The sequence below is a fragment of the Streptomyces sp. NPDC104367 genome (genome assembly GCF_055583825.1).
In genome coordinates this window covers 1-20006 of sequence record NZ_JBVJND010000008.1, presented here as the reverse complement: position 1 = coordinate 20006, position 20006 = coordinate 1, and the positions used below count along the sequence as shown (strand labels likewise).

At 72.1% G+C, this 20006-nt stretch carries 15 protein-coding genes and 1 rRNA gene; 7 read left to right on the top strand and 9 right to left on the bottom strand.

The features are described 5' to 3' along the window. Positions 1-101: 101 nt before the first annotated feature. Positions 102-2948, bottom strand: coding sequence for a preprotein translocase subunit SecA (gene secA, locus ACZ619_RS13885; protein WP_469598264.1), 2847 nt, complete (start codon positions 2946-2948; stop codon positions 102-104). Between the two features lie 287 nt (positions 2949-3235). Here secA and ACZ619_RS13880 point away from each other — a divergent pair, with 287 nt between their 5' ends. After that, a complete protein-coding gene (locus ACZ619_RS13880; protein ID WP_469598262.1) occupies positions 3236-3811 on the top strand; it encodes a GNAT family N-acetyltransferase in 576 nt (191 codons plus the stop codon). 49 nt (positions 3812-3860) lie between these two features. Continuing rightward, positions 3861-5051 (top strand): winged helix-turn-helix domain-containing protein, encoded by a 1191-nt coding sequence (locus ACZ619_RS13875; RefSeq protein ID WP_469598260.1) that lies wholly within the window; start codon positions 3861-3863, stop codon positions 5049-5051. A gap of 6 nt (positions 5052-5057) precedes the next feature. On the opposite strand, the gene ACZ619_RS13870 is transcribed toward ACZ619_RS13875, so the two are convergent. The 7 genes from ACZ619_RS13870 to mtnA all read right to left on the bottom strand — a co-directional run bounded on the left by ACZ619_RS13870 (position 5058) and on the right by mtnA (position 14053). Beyond that, a complete protein-coding gene (locus tag ACZ619_RS13870; protein WP_469598257.1) occupies positions 5058-5807 on the bottom strand; it encodes a response regulator in 750 nt (249 codons plus the stop codon). A gap of 206 nt (positions 5808-6013) precedes the next feature. After that, positions 6014-6709 (bottom strand): ribosome hibernation-promoting factor, HPF/YfiA family, encoded by a 696-nt coding sequence (hpf, locus tag ACZ619_RS13865; RefSeq protein ID WP_469598255.1) that lies wholly within the window; start codon positions 6707-6709, stop codon positions 6014-6016. A 315-nt stretch (positions 6710-7024) separates the two neighbouring features. Further along, a complete protein-coding gene (locus ACZ619_RS13860; RefSeq protein WP_469598252.1) occupies positions 7025-7915 on the bottom strand; it encodes a ComF family protein in 891 nt (296 codons plus the stop codon). Positions 7916-8108: 193 nt separating this feature from the next. Further along, positions 8109-9947, bottom strand: a complete 1839-nt coding sequence (locus tag ACZ619_RS13855) for an LpqB family beta-propeller domain-containing protein (RefSeq protein WP_469598249.1) — start codon at positions 9945-9947, stop codon at positions 8109-8111. Further along, on the bottom strand, positions 9937-11997 hold the full coding sequence (gene mtrB / locus ACZ619_RS13850; protein WP_469598246.1) for an MtrAB system histidine kinase MtrB: 2061 nt from the start codon (positions 11995-11997) through the stop codon (positions 9937-9939). Before mtrB ends, ACZ619_RS13855 begins: the two co-directional genes overlap by 11 nt. Before the next feature lies 1 nt (position 11998). Beyond that, positions 11999-12688, bottom strand: a complete 690-nt coding sequence (gene mtrA, locus ACZ619_RS13845) for a two-component system response regulator MtrA (protein WP_015659998.1) — start codon at positions 12686-12688, stop codon at positions 11999-12001. Positions 12689-12916: 228 nt separating this feature from the next. Further along, positions 12917-14053: an S-methyl-5-thioribose-1-phosphate isomerase gene (gene mtnA / locus ACZ619_RS13840; RefSeq protein WP_469598243.1), complete on the bottom strand. Its 1137-nt coding sequence runs from the start codon at positions 14051-14053 to the stop codon at positions 12917-12919. 140 nt (positions 14054-14193) lie between these two features. Here mtnA and ACZ619_RS13835 point away from each other — a divergent pair, with 140 nt between their 5' ends. Genes ACZ619_RS13835 through ACZ619_RS13815 form a run of 5 tightly spaced genes read left to right on the top strand, consistent with a single transcriptional unit; the run spans position 14194 to position 19810 of the window. Then, the gene (locus tag ACZ619_RS13835) at positions 14194-15531 is read left to right on the top strand and encodes a DUF7847 domain-containing protein (RefSeq protein ID WP_469598241.1); all 1338 of its coding nucleotides are present in this window, start codon (positions 14194-14196) and stop codon (positions 15529-15531) included. A gap of 4 nt (positions 15532-15535) precedes the next feature. Beyond that, positions 15536-16309, top strand: a complete 774-nt coding sequence (locus ACZ619_RS13830) for a DUF4129 domain-containing protein (RefSeq protein ID WP_469598238.1) — start codon at positions 15536-15538, stop codon at positions 16307-16309. Continuing rightward, positions 16306-17511 carry a DUF4350 domain-containing protein gene (locus ACZ619_RS13825; protein WP_469598236.1) on the top strand — a complete coding sequence of 402 codons (1206 nt, stop codon included), beginning with the start codon at positions 16306-16308 and terminating at the stop codon, positions 17509-17511. Before ACZ619_RS13830 ends, ACZ619_RS13825 begins: the two co-directional genes overlap by 4 nt. Further along, the gene (locus tag ACZ619_RS13820; protein WP_469598740.1) at positions 17511-18500 is read left to right on the top strand and encodes an AAA family ATPase; all 990 of its coding nucleotides are present in this window, start codon (positions 17511-17513) and stop codon (positions 18498-18500) included. The genes ACZ619_RS13825 and ACZ619_RS13820 overlap by 1 nt, the downstream gene beginning before the upstream one ends. Continuing rightward, a complete protein-coding gene (locus ACZ619_RS13815; protein ID WP_469598233.1) occupies positions 18500-19810 on the top strand; it encodes a DUF58 domain-containing protein in 1311 nt (436 codons plus the stop codon). The genes ACZ619_RS13820 and ACZ619_RS13815 overlap by 1 nt, the downstream gene beginning before the upstream one ends. A gap of 103 nt (positions 19811-19913) precedes the next feature. On the opposite strand, the gene rrf is transcribed toward ACZ619_RS13815, so the two are convergent. Further along, positions 19914-20006, bottom strand: a 5S ribosomal RNA gene (rrf, locus tag ACZ619_RS13810); the annotation flags it as partial.

Genomic DNA, 20006 nt, shown 5'->3' with positions numbered 1-20006 from the left:
AGCGGGGCGGTGGGGTGGGGTCGGTGGGCGGAAGCCGCAGGGCCGGCCCGCCTCCGTCTTCGGGGGTGGCCGGCCCTGCGGTTGCCGTGTTCGTGCCGCCGTCACTTCCGGCGGCGGCGGCTGCCCTTCGCCTGCTTGCGGCGCTCGGCGCGGGTGAGGCCGTCGGCCTCGGAGCGGGCCGGCTCCTCGTCGTCGTACATGAAGTCGCCCTCGACCAGGCCGCCCTCGCCGTCGACGGTGGCCGCGGAGAAGTGCATGCCCCGGCGCTGCGGCGCCTCCAGGCCCTTGGCCCGGATCTCGGGACGGGACCCCGCCTGGGCCGGCACCGCGTCCTGGACGCCCTCCACGGGCTCCTCGGTGTCCTCGACCGGGACCTCCTCGACCTGCTGCTCGACCTGGACCTCCAGGTTGAACAGGTAGCCGACGGACTCCTCCTTGATGCCGTCCATCATCGCGGTGAACATGTCGAAGCCCTCGCGCTGGTACTCGACCAGCGGGTCCTTCTGGGCCATCGCGCGCAGGCCGATGCCCTCCTGGAGGTAGTCCATCTCGTAGAGGTGCTCGCGCCACTTGCGGTCCAGGACCGACAGCACGACCCGGCGCTCCAGCTCACGCATGATCTCGGAGCCGAGCTGCGTCTCGCGCGACTCGTACTGCTCGTGGACGTCGTCCTTGATGGACTCGGAGATGTACTCGGCGGTCAGGCCCGCGCGGTCGCCGGCCGCCTCCTCCAGCTCGTCGATGGTGACCTTGACCGGGTAGAGCTGCTTGAACGCGCCCCACAGACGGTCGAGGTCCCAGTCCTCCGGGAAGCCCTCGGCGGTCTCCGCGCCGACGTAGGCGTCGATCGTGTCGTCCATGAAGTGGTGGATCTGCTCCTGGAGGTCCTCGCCCTCCAGGACGCGGCGGCGCTCGCCGTAGATGACCTCGCGCTGGCGGTTGAGCACCTCGTCGTACTTCAGGACGTTCTTGCGCGTCTCGAAGTTCTGCTGCTCCACCTGCGACTGCGCGGAGGCGATCGCGCGGGTGACCATCTTGTTCTCGATCGGCACGTCGTCCGGCACGTTCGCCATGGACATCACGCGCTCGACCATCTGGGCCTTGAACAGGCGCATCAGGTCGTCGCCGAGGGAGAGGTAGAAACGGGACTCACCGGGGTCGCCCTGACGGCCGGAACGGCCGCGCAGCTGGTTGTCGATCCGGCGCGACTCGTGCCGCTCGGTGCCGAGGACGTAGAGCCCGCCGAGGTCCTTGACCTCCTCGAACTCCGCCTTGACCGCCTGCTGGGCCTTCTCCAGGGCGGCCGGCAGCGCGTGCGCCCACTCCTCGATGTGCTCCTCGGGGTCGAGGCCGCGCTGGCGCAGCTCCGCCTCGGCGAGGTCCTCGGGGTTGCCGCCGAGCTTGATGTCCGTACCACGGCCGGCCATGTTGGTGGCCACCGTCACAGCGCCCCGGCGGCCGGCCTGCGCGACGATCGACGCCTCGCGCTCGTGGTGCTTGGCGTTGAGCACCTCGTGCTGGATACCGCGCTTGGAGAGCTGCTGCGAGAGGTACTCCGACTTCTCGACGGAGGTCGTGCCGACCAGGATCGGCTGGCCCTTCTCGTGCTTCTCCGCGATGTCGTCGACGACCGCCTCGAACTTGGCGACCTCGGTGCGGTAGATCAGGTCCGACTGGTCCTTGCGGACCATCGGCCTGTTCGTCGGGATCGGGACCACGCCGAGCTTGTAGATCTGGTGGAACTCGGCGGCCTCGGTCATGGCCGTACCGGTCATGCCGGACAGGCCGGGCTGTTCCTTGCCGTTGTGGTCGTGGCGCTTGTAGAGGCGGAAGAAGTTCTGGAGGGTGATCGTGGCGAGCGTCTGGTTCTCGTCCTTGATGTCCACCCCTTCCTTCGCCTCGATCGCCTGGTGCATGCCCTCGTTGTAGCGGCGGCCGGCGAGGATACGGCCGGTGTGCTCGTCGACGATCATGACCTCGCCGTCGAGGACGACGTAGTCCTTGTCCTTCTTGAAGAGCTCCTTCGCCTTGATGGCGTTGTTCAGGTAGCCCACCAGAGGCGTGTTCACCGACTCGTAGAGGTTGTCGATGCCCAGCCAGTCCTCGACCTTGGAGACACCGGCCTCGTGGATGGCGACGGTGCGCTTCTTCTCGTCGACGTCGTAGTCGCCGGTCTCCTCCTGGCCCTTGAGCGGGTTGCCCACCTCGCCCTTCTTCAGGCGCAGGACCAGCTTGGCGAAGTCGCCGTACCACTTGGTGGCCTGGTCGGCCGGGCCGGAGATGATCAGCGGCGTACGGGCCTCGTCGACCAGGATGGAGTCGACCTCGTCGACGATGGCGAAGTTGTGGCCGCGCTGGACGAGCTCGTCCTGGGCCCACGCCATGTTGTCGCGCAGGTAGTCGAAACCGAACTCGTTGTTCGTGCCGTACGTGATGTCGGCCGAGTACTGCTCGCGACGCTGGGCCGGGGTCATGTTGGCGAGGATGCAGCCGACCTCGAGGCCCAGGAACTTGTGGACGCGGCCCATCATCTCGGAGTCGCGCTCGGCCAGGTAGTCGTTGACCGTGATGAGGTGGACGCCCTTGCCGGCCAGCGCGTTGAGGTACGCGGGCAGGGTGCCGACGAGGGTCTTGCCCTCACCGGTCTTCATCTCGGCGACGTAGCCGAGGTGGAGGGCGGCGCCACCCATGATCTGCACGTCGTAGTGACGCTGGCCGAGGACGCGCTTGGCGGCCTCGCGGACGGTCGCGAACGCCTCGGGGAGCAGGTCGTCGAGGGTCTCGCCGTCTTCGTAGCGCTGCTTGTACTCATCGGTGAGGGCCCGCAGCTCGGCGTCGGAGAGGTCGACGAAGTCCTCTTCGATGGAGTTGACCTGGTCCGCGATGCGGTGCAGCTTGCGCAGGATCTTGCCTTCGCCTGCACGCATGATCTTCGAGAGGACGGACACGGGGGTTTGTCTCCTTGCCGGTCGGGCCTGGGACGGTCGGTTTCCATTTGACGTACTGAGCAACGGCCATCGTATGCGAGGACACGGCCGCCCCGGGAGGCCTGTCGACCCCAGGACCCTCCGCCTCTTTCCCGGGGGCTCCGGGAGCCTGTCGCTTCACACGGGACAACGGCCGGGGCCCGCGGATAGTGCCGCACCGGACCGAGGAATTGCGCGAAATGTGATCACGCGCTCACGGAACGCGAATCCGATGGCGTGTCCGGGGCCCGGCCGAGCAGAATCGGCCGATGGAACCCGTCACGCTCACCACCCCCCGTCTCCTGCTGCGCACGGTCGGCCCGCAGGACACCGAAGCGGTGTACGCGGCCGCCCAGGATCCCGACATCCAGCGCTGGACGACGATTCCCTCGCCCTACCTCCCGGAGCACGCCCGCAGTTTCACCGAGCAGGTGGTACCGGACGGCTGGCTGGAGGGCTCGATGTTCACCTTCGGCGTCTTCGTGCCCGCGGGCGCGCTGGCCGGCATGCTCGCCCTGACCATGCGCTCGCTGGGCGCGGCCGAGGTCGGCTTCTGGACCGCCAAGGAGCACCGCGGCCACGGCTACACCGCCGAGGCCACCCTCGCGGCCGCCCACTGGGCCTTCACCCGGATGTCGATCGACCGCGTCGAATGGCGTGCCGAGGTCGGCAACCACGCCTCCCGCGCGGTCGCCGAGCACGCCGGTTTCACCGTCGAGGGCACCCTGCGCTCCTGCCTCAACAACAAGGGCGTACGACGCGACTGCTGGGTGGGCTCGCTGCTCCCCTCGGACCTGGGCCTGCCCTCGGCCGCGCCCTATCTGCCGGCCCCCTCGCAGGAATGAGTCCGCAGCTCACGCCGGACTGTCAGTGGCACCGTCTATCGTCCCGGCCATGACGACCCTGCCGCGCCCCACCACCGCCCTCTCGGCGGACGAAGCCCGCCGCATCGCCCTGCGGGCACAAGGCTTCCTCGGCGCCCCCGACCGCCGTTCGGGTGTCCGCGGTGTGCTCCGCCACCTCGGCGCGGTCCAGCTCGACACCATCTCGGTCCTCGCCCGCTCCCACGAGCTCATCCCGTACGCCCGCCTCGGCTCGGTCGGCCGCAGGACCGTCGAGGCCGCCTACTGGGAGGACACCCACGCCTTCGAGTACTGGTCGCACGCGGCCTGCATCCTCCCCATCGAGGAGTGGCCGCACTTCGCGTTCCGCCGCCGGGCCTACCGCGGCCGCCCGCACTGGGGCCACGAACTCCCCGAGGGCGTCTACGACCAGGTCATCAAGCAGCTGCGCACCGAAGGACCGCTGACCGCGACGGAGTTGGGCGGCGCGAAGAAGACCAGCGAGTGGTGGGACTGGTCCGGCACCAAGGTCGCCGTGGAGCGCGCGCTGATGTACGGCGAGGTGGTGTGCGTGCAGCGGCGCGGCTGGAAGCGGGTGTACGACCTCGCCGAGCGCGCGGTCCCGGCCGAACTGCTGCACGACGAGCTGGACGACGCCGAGTGCCTGCGCCGCCTGGTCGCTCTGGCCGGGCAGTCGCTGGGGGTGGGCACGCGCGCGGACATCGCCGACTACCACCGGCTCAAGGGCGAGCAGGTCGACGCGGTGATCGCCGACTCGGGCCTGGTCCCGGTGGAGGTGGAGGGCTGGTCGAAACCGGCCTGGGCGGACCCCGCGGCCCTGGCCGCGCCCCCGCGCGGGCGGCACCGCACGACCCTGCTGTCGCCCTTCGACTCCCTGATCTGGGACCGGGCGCGCACCGAGCGGATCTTCGGTTTCACCCACCGCCTGGAGGCCTACGTCCCGAAGCCGAAGCGGGTGCACGGCTACTTCGCGATGCCGGTGCTGGCCGGCGGGCGTCTGGTGGGGCGGGTGGACCCGGCGCGCGAGGCCGGCGGGGTCCTGGTGGCCCGGCAGGTCACCCTGGACGGTCCGAAGGCGGTCCCGGCGGTGGCGGAGGCACTGGTCGAGGCGGCGAGCTGGGTGGACTGCATGACGGTCCGGGTGGAGCGGGTGGACGCCCCCGAGCTGCGCGAGCCCCTCGTCCGGGAGGTGACCCGCGCCCTGATCGCCGCGCTGCGCTGACCGGGGTCAGCGGATCTCCAGGATCTTCTCCCGCATCGCGTAGACCACCGCCTCCATCCTGGAGTGCAGCTGGAGCTTCTCCAGGATGTTGCGCACGTGGTTCTTCACGGTGTTCTCGGAGATGAACAGCTCCTTCGCGATATCGCGGTTGTTCATCCCCGTCGCGACGAGTTTCAGCACTTCGAGCTCGCGGTCGGTGAGCCGCGGCGCCGGCACCAGCCGGCGCTCGTCGGTGCGCTGGATCATCGACTTGAACTCGGTGAGGAGTTTCGACGCCATGGACGGGCTGATCTGCGACTGCCCGTCGGCGACCGCGCGAATGGCGGTGGCCACCTCGTCGGTCGAGATCTCCTTGAGGAGGTATCCGGTCGCGCCCGCCTTGATCGCGTCGTAGAGGTCGGCCTCCTCGTCGCTGATCGTCAGCATGATGATCTTCGCGCTGGGCGCGACCTCCTTGATGGAGGTGCAGGCCTCGATACCGCCGCGCTTGGGCATGCGGACGTCCATCAGCACGATGTCGGGCAGCAGGTCGGCGGCCTTGTCCACGGCCTCGGCGCCGTCGCCCGCCTCCCCGACGACCTGGATGTCCTCCTCGGCCGCCAGCACGATCTCCAGACCGCGGCGGAAGAGGGCATGGTCGTCCACGACCAGGACTCTGATCGGCTCCGCGCGTGAGGTGCCGCCCGCGTCCGGGCCCATGCCGACGACGCCGCCGTCGGCGTCCCCGTGTCGCATCGGTCCGAAGCTGTCCGCCATCGTTCCTCCCCCTGAAGGCTGTGGCCTGTGGTCCTGTGCCATCGCCAACCCAAGGCAGCGGCCCACCGGTTGGGCCGGTGAGGCCATGATTCCATGCCCGGACGACACCGCGGTGACAGAGTGGGGCGCGAAGTGGTCGCACACCGGTGCCCCTGGGGGCGCACACACGCTTCCAGGGGCACGGGCTCAGCCGTCTGCCGACCGGGTCAGCCGCCCAGCGTGCCTCCCGCCGCGGGCGGTTGCGCCGGGGTGGCGACCATCGGGTCCGTGTTGAGGTGGATCACGCCGTAGTCGTACGCGTGCCGCCGGTAGACGACACTCGGCTCCTTGGTCTCGGAGTCGACGAACAGGTAGAAGTCGTGTCCGACCAGTTCCATCTCGTAGAGGGCCTGGTCGAGGCTCATCGGGGCGGCGACGTGCGTCTTCTCGCGGACGACGAGGGGGCCTTCGCCCTGGACCTCCAGGGAGCCCATCTTCTTGGTGGGGACCGCGTCCATGTCGTCGGCGTGGACGGGGGTGCCGTTCACGTCGAGCGTCGCCGCGCCGGGCACGTGGTCGGGGACCTCGGCGGCCGAGATCCGCCGCGCGCCGCGTCGCGAGTACCGCTTGTCGTGCTGCTTGCGCAGCCGCGCGTCCAGCTTCTCCGCCGCCAGGTCGAGTGCCGCGTACGGGTCACTGGCCGCTGCCTCCGCCCGGATCACCGGACCGCGGGAGCGGAGCGTGATCTCCACTCGGTCGCAACGGTCGGCCTGTCGGGGGTTGGGCTCCTTGGACACCTCGACGTCGAGGCTGATCACCTTGCCGTCGAGCTTCTGGATCTTCTCCAGCTTCAGCTTCTCGGCCACGTGCTTGCGGAACCGCTCGGGCACCTCGGTCTTGCGGCCCTTGACGACGATGTCCACGCAGAACTCCGTTCCCGGATCGCTCCGCTCCACAGGCGGAGCATCTCCCTTTTGCACACCCGACTCCGGTGATCCCCGGAGCCTCGGACTCGGTGACTTCACCTCCTCCTCCCCCATGGGCGAGATCTGCACCCCAGCACCGTGATGATTGCGGAAAACCCGCGCCACGGCATTCGGATATGGGAGGTATGGCCTGCGGCTTTCCCTCACAACCGAACATATCTCGCCTGGACGGATGTCGTCACCCTCTACTGATGCGTACCTCCATTCAGGTGAATTGACCCTGTCACTAGCTGCAACGACGCAACTTCACGGTCAGTTCCGGTTCTTTTCGAAAGAATCCGGCGTGGCAGCGACCACGGCCGCACGGATCGGCCACGTGAGAGCGCTCGCCTCGACGATTCCCGCCGCGTCCCGTGTCCACTTCGCCTGTCGTTCCCTCGCTCCGGCCGTCCGTTCCTCCCTTCCTTCCCAGGCATCGCGCCGATACACAGCCCCTGTTCCGGCTGCCCCCGTTCCGGCTGCCGCCGTCCCGGGCCGCGCGGCCCCCGTCGCCTCCCGTACCGCACGCGCCGCCTCCGCCAGCGAGGCGCCCGTGGTGACGAGGTCGTCGACGAGGACGACCCGGCCACCGGCGAGCAGCGGGACACCGGCCTCCGTCACCTCCAGCGCGCCCGCGAGATTGGCCAGCCGCTCGCGCGAGTTGAGCCCCGTCTGGTCGGCCACCGCCCGCCGCTGCCGCAGCACCGGCACTACCCGGGCCGGCGTGCCGCCGCGCCGCAGCCCGGCGGCCGCCGCGAGAGCCGTCCGCCGCACCGGATCGTGTCCCCGCGCCCGCACCGCCCAGGGCGCGGACGGCACCGGGACGAGCAGCACAGGCGTGCCGGCCCGCCCGCCGCCGTCCCCGCCGCCGTCCAGCAGCCCGGCCCGCACCGCGCCCGCCAGAGCCGCGCCCAGGGCCCCGGTGAGCGCCAGCGCGCCGCGCTCCTTGTGACCGAGGAGAGCCGCCCGCACCTCGTCCGCGTACGGCGCCGCCGCGTACACCGCCGGCAGCCCCGGCGGCTCCGGCACCGGCCGCACCCGGCGCGGTACGGCCCCGCTCAGGGCGGCACGGCACTCGGCACAGAGCACCGTGCGAGGCGTCCCGCAGCCTCCGCACTCGGCCGGGAGCACCAGGTCGGTGAGGTCCTGCCACCACCCCCGCATGCGCCCACTGTGCCAACGCCCGACCGGACCGGCCACCCCTGTGGAGAACCGCCTGTGGACAACTCCGGCCACCCCGCACCGCGCATCACCCACATGGATGAAGCAGCCGACGCCCCAGCGGAGAACAGCGCCCGGGGAGCGGTTGCCGCGAGAACGGCCGCCCGGAGCGCGGCCGCCCGCGGAACCGCCGCGCTCAGCCCGGGTAGACCGGCGCGGAGCCGTCCTTGATCACCTTCTGCCACTGCGCCCCGGACGGCAGCCGGACGATCCCGTCGTCCTGCGAGTCGGCGACCAGCGGCACCCGGTCGTCCTCGGACGCGGCGATCGCCAGCACACCGGTCAGGGCGGCCGGCGCCGGTCCGTCCGGCGTGGAGCCGTCGACCTGGACGTACCGCGTCTGCTGCACCCCGCCCTGCTCGCGCCCGACCACCACCAGCCGGCTGTCCCCGGCCCAGGACATCGCGGTGACCTCCTCGGAGCCGGGCGTGGCGGAACGCAGTTCGAGGACCGAGACCTCCTGCTGGTCGTCGGACCTGGTGCGCTCGATCCGCCCGACGAGCAGCGACTGCTTGCCGTCCTTCTCCACGACGAGGGCGATCCGCACCCCGTCGGCGGCGACCCGCACGTCCTCGACGCGGCCGTTCAGCTCGGGGATCTGCACGGCCAGCGGCTCGCCCACGCCCTGCGCCAGCATGTACAGCTGCGGCTTGTCGGGGTCGCGGTCGGCCACCCACAGATCGCCGCGGGCGTCCCAGCTCGGGGCCGTCAGACGGTCGGCGTCACTCGCGCCGTGACTGGTCAGCACGGCGTCGCCGAGCGCGCCGTCCGACGCGAGCGAGGTGACGTACAGCGACTTGCCGTCGCTGCCGACCCCGGCCGCGGTGCGCTCGTCGCGGGCGACCGCCACCGACCGCAGCGCCTTGGTGCCCGCGCCGAAGGGGCCGGGTACGGCGACCGCGCTGGTGCCGGTGCCGGTGGTCGTCATCCGGACCAGCCGGTGCTTGCTGTCGAGGAAGTACAGGTAGTCGGGCCGCTTGTCGGAGGCACGCCAGGCGGTCGTCACGGCCTGGTCCTCGTCGACGTCGCACATCCGGGTGCCGTTGACGGACTGCAGGGCGACCGAGTCCACCGTGGGGGTCAGGTTCCGCAGCGTGAACAGCAGCTGGGTCGCCATCTCGTTGCACCTGCTCAGGCCGATCCTGGAGGCCTTGAGGTTCAGCGGCACGGTGAGCCGGTTCTGGTCGTCGGGGGTCAGCCCGGACACGCCCTTCCGCAGCGCCGCGCCGGTCGGGAAGCTCGACCGCACCACCGGGCCGAGCCAGGCGGTGGGGCCGTTGAGCAGCGAACGCACCAGCTGCGTGGTCGGGTCCACCCGGCTGCGCACGAACACCGGATCGGCGACCGCGACCGGCTGCCCGGTCTCCCCGGCCGAGGTGCCCGAGGCGAAGTAGTACTTGTCGACGGACGTGTAGTTGCGCTGGAAGTCCGACTTTCCCATCACGACGCCCTGGGGCAGCGAGTCGATCCGCCACTGCCCGCTCTTGTCGTCCTTCGTCAGGTGCACCGTCCGGCGGTACGACCCGTCCGCGGGCGTGTACGCCTGCTCCGCGTCGACGGTCGCCTCCCGGCTGCCCTGGAGCGAGTAGGTGATGCTGTCCGTGTCCTCGCGGCCGGCCGGGCGCGGGTCCGTCTGGATGCTCGGCCCGTTCGACAGCACCGTGGCCTGCGACTCGGGCCGCCAGGTCTTCGCGGCGGCCGTGGTCAGGTACTTGCGCGCCGTGTCGTAGTTCGGATCGTCGCTGGTCAGCGCCTCCAGGAAGCCCTGCACGATCTCCGTGGCCGAGGCGTCCTGCTGCGGCGGCATGGCGAAGACCCGCACCTGCGTGTCCTGCCGCGGCGTGGACTCGACGTCCCGCATGTCGCCGCTGTCCGGCATGGAGGCGCAGCCCGTCAGCAGGACGGCCCCGCAGGCGGCGAACGCCACCGCGCGCACCGGTCTGCGCCGGGCGCTCCCCTCGCGGTCAGCGCCCACGAAATGCCTCCCCTGGCTTGTTCGACTCCTCCGGCCCGGCGACGCTCCCGTCGTTCGCCGTGCCGGTCTCGGGCGTGCTCTCCTGGCGCCGTGCGCCCCCGGTGGGCCGGGGCACCACGCGCGCGCCGTTGCCGGGCAGCGCGGTCGGATCGGCGGTCGGGGTCGCGGCGGGCAGCCGCTGCGTCATCGGGGCCAGCGACGACGTCTGGCCGCCGGGCTGCACCGGGACGGTCGCCCGCTTGCCCTCGCCGCCACTGGGCAGACCGGCGCCGTCGAGCCCCCGGTTGCGCCGGGAGTCCTTGGGCTCCAGGGGTATCGGCGAGCCCCGCAACGGCTCGTCCGCGGTCCTCGGCAGCGTCAGCCGGAACTGCGAGCCGCCGCCCGGCTCCCCCCACGCCTGGAGCCAGCCGCCGTGCAGCCGCGCGTCCTCCAGGGCGATCGACAGCCCCAGTCCCGTACCGCCGGTGGTACGCGCGCGTGCCGGGTCCGCCCGCCAGAAGCGGCTGAAGACCCGGGTCGCCTCGCCGGGCTTGAGCCCGACCCCGTAGTCGCGCACCGCGACCGCGACCGCGCCGCCGGCCGACGCCAGCTTGACGACGACGTCCTTGCCCTCGCCGTGCTCCACGGCGTTGACGACCAGGTTGCGCAGCACCCGCTCCAGGCGCCGGGCGTCCGCCTCGGCGACCACGGGCTGCAGATCGCCGACCACGCGTATGTGCGTGCCCTTGCGCTCCGCGAGCGGCTCGGCCCCGCTGACCACCCGCCGCACGACCTCCCTGAGGTCTATCGGCTCGGCCTCCAGCGCCGCCGCGCCCGCGTCGAAGCGGCTGATCTCCAGCAGGTCGGCGAGCAGCGACTCGAACCGGTCCAGCTGGTCGGCGAGGAGTTCCGCGGACCGCGCGGTGATCGGGTCGAAGTCCTCGCGGGCCTCGTGGATGACGTCGGCCGCCATCCGCACGGTCGTCAGCGGCGTGCGCAGCTCGTGCGAGACGTCGGACACGAACCGGCGCTGCATCCGCGACAGGTCCTCCAGCTGCTGGATCTTGAGCTGGAGGTTCTGCGCCATCTTGTTGAAGGCCTCGCCCAGACGCGCGATGTCGTCCTCGCCGGTGACCTTCATCCGCTCCTGGAGCCGCCCCGCCGACAGCCGCTCGGCGATCCCGGCCGCCATCCGCACGGGCGTGACGACCTGCCGTACGACGAGCCAGGCGATGGCCCCGAGGAGTACGACGACGAACAGGCCGGCGGTCGCCAGCGTGCCCTTGACCAGGCTCAGGGACTTCTCCTCCTGCGTGAGCGGGAAGAGGTAGTACAGCTCGTACGGGTCGTTGTTCGGGTCGTTGACCTGCTTGCCGATGACGAGCGCGGGCTGCGACTCCTTGTCGCTGTCCTTGTAGATGATCCGGGTGTAGCTCTGCGCGGCCGTCGTGCTGCCGTTGATCCGGGTGCGCAGGTCGTCGGGGACGCTGGCCGTCGGGTCGACCTGGCCGGAGGCACGCGGGCCTCGGCCGCCGCCGCTGTTGTTGTCGCCCGCGGGCAGCGTCACCACGTCGAAGGCGCCCTGGCCACCGCTGGACAGGGACTCCACGAGGTCGCTCATCCACGAGGTGAGGTTCTGCGACAGCCGCCCGTCCGCCGTCTCGGTGGTGTCACCGGTGCCGCTCGCGGCCTCGTCGGCCTTCTGCTTGGCCACGGCGAACCCGCCGGTGGCCTGGCTCTGCGAGGCCTTCACCTTCGCGTCCAGCAGGCCGTTGCGCACCTGCCCGATGACGACGAAGCCGAGCAGCAGTACGACGCCCAGCGACATCAGCAGGGTCGTGACGACGACCTTGAGCTGGATGTTGCGCCGCCACAGCCGCATGACCGGCAGCAGCGGCCGCCGCACCCAGCGCACGAACAGGCGCAGCACCGGGCTGCCCTGGACGCCGCCCTGGAGCAGACCGCCCTCGAAGAGCAGCCGCCAGCCCGAACCGGGCCTCTTCCCGCCGACAGGCCGCTCCGGACGGTCCCCGGACCGGCCGGGGGCCGAAGCGGCACTGTCACCGGACATGTCAGCTGGGTCCGGCCTTGTATCCGACACCACGGACGGTCACCACGATCTCCGGCCGCTCCGGGTCCTTCTCGACCTTGGAGCGCAGCCGCTGGACGTGAACGTTGACGAGACGGGTGTCCGCCGCGTGCCGGTAGCCCCAGACCTGCTCCAGGAGCACCTCACGCGTGAACACCTGCCACGGCTTGCGGGCGAGCGCGACCAGCAGGTCGAACTCCAGCGGGGTCAGCGCGATCGACTGCCCGTCCCGCTTCACCGAATGCCCGGCCACGTCGATGACCAGGTCACCTATGGCGAGCTGCTCCGGCGCCGGCTCCTCCGACCTCCGCAGCCTGGCCCGGATCCGGGCCACCAGCTCCTTCGGCTTGAACGGCTTCACGATGTAGTCGTCGGCGCCCGACTCCAGGCCCACGACCACGTCGACGGTGTCGCTCTTCGCCGTGAGCATCACGATCGGCACCCCGGACTCCGCCCTGATCAGGCGGCACACCTCGATACCGTCCCGGCCGGGCAGCATCAGGTCCAGCAGCACCAGGTCGGGCTTGGTCTCCCGGAAAGCGGCCAGCGCCTTGTCACCGTCGGCTACGAAAGACGGCTCAAAACCTTCACCACGCAGCACGATGCCGAGCATCTCGGCCAGTGCGGTGTCGTCGTCGACGACAAGGACTCGTCCCTTCATAAACGACATCATCCCATTCTCATAACAGTGAAGGTGGCGCAGGTGATCAGGCTCACCGGCCTGTGACCTTAGTCGTACCGGACGGTCACTGTCTGCCCCGTCCTCCGACATTGACGCCGGTGAGGGCAGTCCGCCGCGCCGAACGGAGCCCAGGGGGACGCTCGGACACCCGGCGGACACGCTGCGTCACCGACGTGGCCCGGCCTGCGGAACCTGCGAAGCCTGCGGCGCCCGCGGACCTCAGCCGGTGACCGCCCGGCGCGACCTGGCGCACAGCTCGGCGAGGGCCTCGGCCGTGACCGGCGAGACGACACCCTCCTCGGTGACGATCGCCGTCACCAGCTCGGGCGGCGTCACGTCGAACGCCGGGTTGTAGGCCTGGGTTCCCAGCGGTGCCACCGGAACCCCGCTCCCCGCTCCCGCAGCCTGCGGCGCCGCGATCTCGGTCACCTCGTACCCCGGGCGCTGCTCCACCTCGATGGACGCCCCGTCCGGTGTCTGCGGATCCACCGTCGTCACCGGCGCCACCACGACGAACGGCACATGGTGGTACCGCGCGAGCACCGCGAGCGGATAGCTGCCCACCTTGTTCGCCACCGACCCGTCGGCCGCGATCCGGTCCGCCCCGATCAGCACCGCGTCCACCTCGCCCGCCGCGAACAGCGAACCGGCCGCGTTGTCGGTGAGCAGGGTGTACGCCATACCGCTGCGCGCCGCCTCGTACGCCGTGAGCCGGGCACCCTGCAGCAGCGGACGCGTCTCGTCCACCCAGAGCCGCCTCAGCCGCCCCGCCCGGTGCGCGCGGAGGGCCACCGCGAACGCCGTGCCCTCCCCTCCCGACACCAGCGAACCGGTGTTGCAGTGGGTGAGGATCCGGTGCCCGCCGCCGGGCAGCAGCTCCTCCAGGAGCGCCAGCCCGTGCCCGGCCATCCGGACACTGGCCTCGGCGTCCTCCCGGTGCAGCGCCCGCGCCGCGTCCAGCGCGGCCGCGGCCGCCGCCCGGGTGCCGGTTCCCCCGCCCGCCGCGGCCCGGTAGGCCGCCACGGCCCTGCGCACCCCGACGGACAGGTTCACGGCCGTGGGCCGGGCACCCGCCAGCGCCGTCGCGGCCTCGTCCACGTCGAAGCCCCGCGCGGCGGCGAGCGCGACCCCGTACGCCCCCGCGATCCCGAGCAACGGCGCACCGCGCACCGCGAGCGACCGGATCGCCTCCACCAGCGCCGACGCGTCCGTGCACACCAGCTCGACCTCTTCGGCCGGCAGTCTGGTCTGGTCGAGAAGGACCACCACGGGACCTTCCGGCGGCTCCTCCCATCGCAGGGCAGGTATCCCCGTCGGCCTCTTGTCCTCGCCGGTTTGCGCGTACTGATCAGCCATGCGGTCAGTCTGCCCCGTATCCCGCGGACAATTGAAGGTGCAGCGCCCATACCGCGGCCGGTCACCGGGCGACGGCCCCATGGCACGATGGCAGCCAACCTGCTGCCGCGACCGCGGACGGGCACCGTGAAGGAGCTTCGATGAACGACACTCCGGGCTGGGCCTCGCCCGGATCCGCCCCGTCCGACGGGCGGGAACCCGGCGCGTCCGAACCCGCCGACCGCCCCGTCCCCGCCGAGCAGCCGGGCCCCGACCCGCAGGGCGCCGGCCCGAACTGGTCGAAGGAGCAGCCGCCACCCGGCCAGTGGTCCGCGCCCACCGGCGCCCCGGCACCGGGCCAGGCACCGCCGCCACCGCCCCCCGGCCCCGGCTGGGGCGGCCGGCCCCCCGGCGGGGGCTACGGCGGCCCCGGTGGCCCCGGCGGCTACGGCCCGCCCGGCGGATACGGAGCCTGGGGCGGCGGCTGGGGCGGTCCCCCGCCCGCGGCCAAGCCCGGCGTGATCCCGCTGCGCCCGCTCGGCGTCGGCGAGATCCTCGACGGCGCCGTCTCCACCATGCGCGCCTACTGGCGCACGGTCCTCGGCATCTCGCTGACGGTCGCCGTCGTCACCGAGGTCGCGGTGATCCTGCTCCAGGGCCTCGTCCTGAACGACACCGAGACCACCGACGTCCTCAGCGACCCCAGCGCCACCCTCAGCGAGGTGAGCCGCGCCGCGGGCGAGGTCATGGTCAGCTCGGGCGCCGTCCTGCTGATCACCATGGTCGGCACCATCATCGCCACCGCCCTGCTCACCACCGTCACCAGCCGAGCCGTCCTCGGCCGGTCCGTGACCATCGGCGAGGCCTGGCGCGACGCCCGCCCGCAGGTCGTCAGGCTGTTCGGCCTCATCGTCCTGACCGGGCTGATCGCGTTCGGCGTCCTGCTCGTCGGCGCACTCCCCGGCATCGTCGTCGCGATCGCCGGAGGCCCCGACGACGCCATCGCCGGCCTGCTCGTCCTCGGCATCCTCGCCGCGTTCGTCGTCGCCGTGTGGCTGATGATCCGCTTCTCCCTGGCCTCGCCCGCCCTGATGCTGGAGAAGCAGGGCATCATCAAGTCCCTCGGCCGCTCCGCCAAGCTGGTCCGCGGCTCGTGGTGGCGGGTCTTCGGCATCCAGATCCTGGCCACGATCATCGCCAACATCGTCTCGTCGCTCGCCGTCATCCCCTTCACCGTGCTCGCCGCGCTCCTCGGCGGCGACAGCTTCTCCGGCTTCCTGGAGAACACCAGCGGCGACGTCGGCTGGACGTTCCTCGTCATCAGCGGGATCGGCGCGGTGATCGGCTCCATGCTCACCTTCCCGATCAACGCGGGCGTCACCGTGCTCCTCTACATCGACCAGCGCATCCGCCGCGAGGCCCTCGACCTCGAACTGGCCCGCGCCGCCGGCGTCGAGGACCACGGCACCGCCACCCCCGGCCCCGTCCCGGGGAGCTGACGGGGTGAGCCTGACGGGGGGAGTTCTCACAGCGGTGCCGACGGCCCTGCCGCACACCGCCGCCGAGGCCGTACACGGCCTGCTGCGGGCCCAGGGCACCGGCTTACTGTCGCTGACCGGATCGGGCGACGAACCGCCCGTGACCATCCCACGCGACCCCGCGCGCGAGGCGGCCCGGCGCGAACTGTCCAAGCGGATGTACCACGAGAACGACCCCGGACTGTTCCAGCGCGCCCTGAGCGCCGTCCTGGACTGGGTCGACCGCCTGTTCTCCGCCGCCGCGTCCGCGACACCGGGCGGCACGCTGGGCCTCGTCGCCGTGGTGCTGGCCGTCGTCGCCGTCCTGGCCGCCCTGTGGTGGCGCCTGGGCAGCCCACGCCGGCAGCCCGTCTCCACCCCGGCCCTGTTCGACGACCGCCCCCGCAGCGCCGCCGAACACCGCGCGGCCGCCGAGGCCCACGCCGCCCAGGGCCACTGGAACCAGGCCCTCCAGGAACGCATGCGCGGCATCGTCCGCGCCCTAGAGGAACGCGCCCTGCTCGACGTCCGCCCCGGCCGCACCGCCGACGAGGCCGCCGCCGAGGCGGGCCGCGCCCTGCCCGCGCACACCGACCGGCTGCGCGCCGCGGCCCGGGAGTTCGACGACGTCACGTACGGCGGCCGCAGGGCGACCCGGACGTCGTACGACCGTGTCGCCGAACTCGACCGCGACCTGGAACGCGCCAAGCCGGTCCTGGCCGGCACCGCCCACCACACCCGCCCGGGAGCCGCCGAATGACCACCGGCACCACGCTCCCGGCCGCCCCCACCACCTCCACCGCGCCCACCGGCCGCCAGGTGTGGACCCGCACCCGGGGCATCGTCCTGGCCGCGGTGCTCCTCCTGGCCGGAGCCGTCGCCATCGCCGCCATCCGCTCCGACGCCAGGCACGGCGACCTCGACCCGCGCTCCGCCGACCCGTACGGCAGCCGCGCCGTCGCCGAACTCCTCGCCGACCGGGGCGTGGACACCCGCGTGGTCACCACCCTCTCCGCGGCCCGCGCCGCGGCCGGCCGCGACACCACGCTGCTCGTCGCCGTCCCCGACCTGCTGACCCCGCGCCAGCAGACCCGGCTGCGGGCCTCGACGGCCGGATCGGGCGGCCGCACCGTCCTGGTCGCCGCCGGCAGCTCGTCCGTCGAGCGACTCGTCCCCGGCGTCACCGCCGACCCCGCCACCAGCCTCAGGTCCACGCTCGCCCCGCACTGCGACCTGGCCGAGGCCCGGCGCGCGGGCAGCGCCGACACCGGCGGCATCCGCTACACCACCACCCACCTGAACGCGGACTCCTGCTACCCCAGCCAGCGCCTGGCCACGCTGATCCGCGTCCCGGCCGCCTCCGGAGGCGGCGACACCGTCGTCCTCGGCGCGCCCGACATCCTGCTCAACGACCGTCTCGACGAGCAGGGCAACGCCTCCCTCGCCCTCCAGCTCCTCGGCTCCCGCCCCCATCTGGTCTGGTACCTCCCCTCGCTCTCCGACTCCTCGACCACCGGCACGGACGACCAGCAGAGCCTCTTCGACCTGCTCCCCTCCGGCTGGCTCTGGGGCACGCTCCAGCTCTTCCTGGCCGCGGCCCTCGCCGCCTGCTGGCGGGCGCGCCGCCTCGGCCCGCTCGTGCCCGAGAGACTCCCCGTGGCGATCCGCGCCTCCGAGACCGTCGAAGGCCGCGCCCGCCTCTACCGCAAGGCCAACGCCCGCGACCGCGCGGCCGCCGCGCTCCGCTCCACCGCCCGCACCCGCCTCGCCCCCCTCGTAGGCGTCCCCGTCACCCAGGCGCACGCGCCCGAGGCCCTGCTCCCCGCCCTCTCCGCCCACCTGCACGGCGACGGACAGTCCCTGCACGCCCTGCTCTTCGGGCCGCCACCCGGCGACGACTCGGCCCTCATCGCCCTCACCGACCAACTCGACGCCCTCGAAAGAGAGGTACGCCGTCCATGATGGACCCGACCACTGACAACGCCGGGACCAGCGGGAACCCGGCCGACGCCCGGGCCTCCCTGGAAGCCCTGCGCGCCGAGATCGCCAAAGCCGTGGTCGGCCAGGACCCCGCCGTCACCGGCCTCGTCGTCGCCCTCCTGTGCCGCGGCCACGTCCTGCTCGAAGGGGTCCCGGGAGTCGCCAAGACGCTGCTCGTCCGCACCCTCGCCTCCGCGCTCGAACTGGACACCAAGCGAGTCCAGTTCACCCCCGACCTCATGCCGAGCGACGTCACGGGCTCCCTCGTCTACGACACCCGCACCGCCGAGTTCTCCTTCCAGCCCGGCCCGGTCTTCACCAACCTCCTCCTCGCGGACGAGATCAACCGCACCCCGCCCAAGACCCAGTCGTCCCTCCTCGAAGCCATGGAGGAACGCCAGGTCACGGTCGACGGCACCCCCCGCCCGCTCCCCGAGCCGTTCCTGGTCGCCGCCACCCAGAACCCCGTCGAGTACGAGGGCACCTACCCGCTGCCCGAAGCCCAACTCGACCGCTTCCTGGTCAAACTGACGATCCCGCTCCCCTCCCGCCAGGACGAGATCGACGTCCTCACCCGCCACGCCGAGGGCTTCAACCCGCGCGACCTGCGCGCCGCCGGCGTACGCCCCGTGGCGGGCCCGGCGGACCTCGAAGCCGCCCGCGCGGCGGTCGCCAAGACGACCGTCTCCCCGGAGATCACCGCCTACGTGGTCGACATCTGCCGCGCCACCCGCGAGTCGCCCTCCCTCACCCTCGGCGTCTCCCCGCGCGGCGCGACCGCCCTGCTGGCCACCGCACGCGCCTGGGCCTGGCTGACCGGCCGCGACTACGTGATCCCCGACGACGTCAAGGCCCTCGCCCTGCCCACGCTCCGCCACCGCGTCCAACTCCGGCCCGAGGCCGAGATGGAGGGCGTGACCGCCGACTCGGTCATCAACGCGATCCTCGCCCACGTCCCGGTCCCCCGCTGATGCCCCTCACCGGACGCGCCGCCCTCGTCGCGGCCCTCGGATCGATCCCCATCGGCATCTGGGAACCGAGCTGGACGGGCATCCTCGCCTTCAACGGCCCACTGGCCCTGGCCTGTGCCTGCGACTACGCCCTGGCGGCCCCGGTACGACGCCTCGCGCTGGCCCGCTCCGGTGACACGTCCGCCCGCCTCGGCGAGAGCGCCGACGTGACCCTGACGGTGAGCAACCCGTCCCGGCGCCTCCTCCGAGCCAGGCTCAGGGACGGCTGGCCGCCCAGCAGTTGGCAGCCCGGCACGGAGACCGAGGCCGCACGGCACCGCCTGAGCGTCCCGCCCGGCGAACGCCGACGCGTCACGACCCGGCTGCGTCCCACCCGCCGCGGCGACCGCCAGGCGGACCGCGTCACCATCCGCTCCTACGGTCCCCTGGGCCTGTTCTCCCGCCAGGGCGGCCACCAAGTGCCCTGGACCGTAAGGGTTCTGCCCCCGTTCACCAGCCGGAAGCACCTGCCGTCGAAACTCGCCCGATTGCGTGAACTCGACGGCCGCACCAGCGTCCTGACCCGGGGTGAGGGAACCGAGTTCGACAGCCTGCGCGAGTACGTTCCCGGCGACGACACCCGCTCCATCGACTGGCGCGCGACGGCACGGCAGTCGACGGTCGCCGTCCGCACCTGGCGTCCCGAACGCGACCGGCACATCCTCCTGGTCCTCGACACCGGCCGCACCTCCGCAGGCCGAGTCGGCGACGCCCCGCGCCTGGACGCTTCCATGGACGCGGCGCTCCTCCTCGCGGCGCTCGCGTCACGCGCGGGCGACCGCGTGGACCTGCTCGCCTACGACCGCCGGGTCCGCGCCCTCGTCCAGGGCCGCACCGCGGGCGACATGCTCCCGTCCCTGGTGAACGCGATGGCCACGCTCGAACCCGAGCTCGTCGAAACGGACGCGCGCGGCCTCACGAGCACGGCGCTGCGTACGGCTCCCCGCCGTTCCCTGATCGTCCTGTTCACCACGCTCGACGCGGCCCCGGTCGAGCAGGGCCTGCTTCCGGTGCTCCCGCAACTGACCCAGCGCCACACGGTTCTGCTCGCCTCGGTGGCCGACCCGCACATCGCCCGTATGGCGGCGGCACGCGGCGACACCGACGCGGTGTACGAGGCCGCGGCAGCTGCACAGGCCCAGACCGAACGGCACCGGACCGCGGAGCAACTGCGCCGGCACGGTGTGACGGTCGTGGACGCGACGCCCGACGATCTCGCACCCGCGTTGGCTGACGCTTACCTGGCCCTGAAGGCGGCCGGCCGGCTCTGATTTCCAGGGCAGGCCCGCTCGACGGGCCTGCCGCTTTTCCATGAACAGACCCGTAAACGCAGAAAACCCCCGCATCAAAGATGCGGGGGTTTTCCCAATATTTGTTCGGCGGCGTCCTACTCTCCCACAGGGTCCCCCCTGCAGTACCATCGGCGCTGTGAGGCTTAGCTTCCGGGTTCGGAATGTAACCGGGCGT

What these genes read in the sequence shown, in the direction of transcription:
- ACZ619_RS13820 (WP_469598740.1), top strand. Translation starts at nt 17,511, where the DNA reads ATGGACCCGACCACTGACAACGCCGGGACCAGCGGGAACCCGGCCGAC.
- ACZ619_RS13860 (WP_469598252.1), bottom strand. Translation starts at nt 7,915, where the DNA reads ATGCGGGGGTGGTGGCAGGACCTCACCGACCTGGTGCTCCCGGCCGAG.
- mtnA (WP_469598243.1), bottom strand. Translation starts at nt 14,053, where the DNA reads ATGGCTGATCAGTACGCGCAAACCGGCGAGGACAAGAGGCCGACGGGG.
- ACZ619_RS13875 (WP_469598260.1), top strand. Translation starts at nt 3,861, where the DNA reads ATGACGACCCTGCCGCGCCCCACCACCGCCCTCTCGGCGGACGAAGCC.
- ACZ619_RS13815 (WP_469598233.1), top strand. Translation starts at nt 18,500, where the DNA reads ATGCCCCTCACCGGACGCGCCGCCCTCGTCGCGGCCCTCGGATCGATC.
- mtrA (WP_015659998.1), bottom strand. Translation starts at nt 12,688, where the DNA reads ATGATGTCGTTTATGAAGGGACGAGTCCTTGTCGTCGACGACGACACC.
- mtrB (WP_469598246.1), bottom strand. Translation starts at nt 11,997, where the DNA reads ATGTCCGGTGACAGTGCCGCTTCGGCCCCCGGCCGGTCCGGGGACCGT.
- ACZ619_RS13880 (WP_469598262.1), top strand. Translation starts at nt 3,236, where the DNA reads ATGGAACCCGTCACGCTCACCACCCCCCGTCTCCTGCTGCGCACGGTC.
- ACZ619_RS13825 (WP_469598236.1), top strand. Translation starts at nt 16,306, where the DNA reads ATGACCACCGGCACCACGCTCCCGGCCGCCCCCACCACCTCCACCGCG.
- ACZ619_RS13835 (WP_469598241.1), top strand. Translation starts at nt 14,194, where the DNA reads ATGAACGACACTCCGGGCTGGGCCTCGCCCGGATCCGCCCCGTCCGAC.
- ACZ619_RS13870 (WP_469598257.1), bottom strand. Translation starts at nt 5,807, where the DNA reads ATGGCGGACAGCTTCGGACCGATGCGACACGGGGACGCCGACGGCGGC.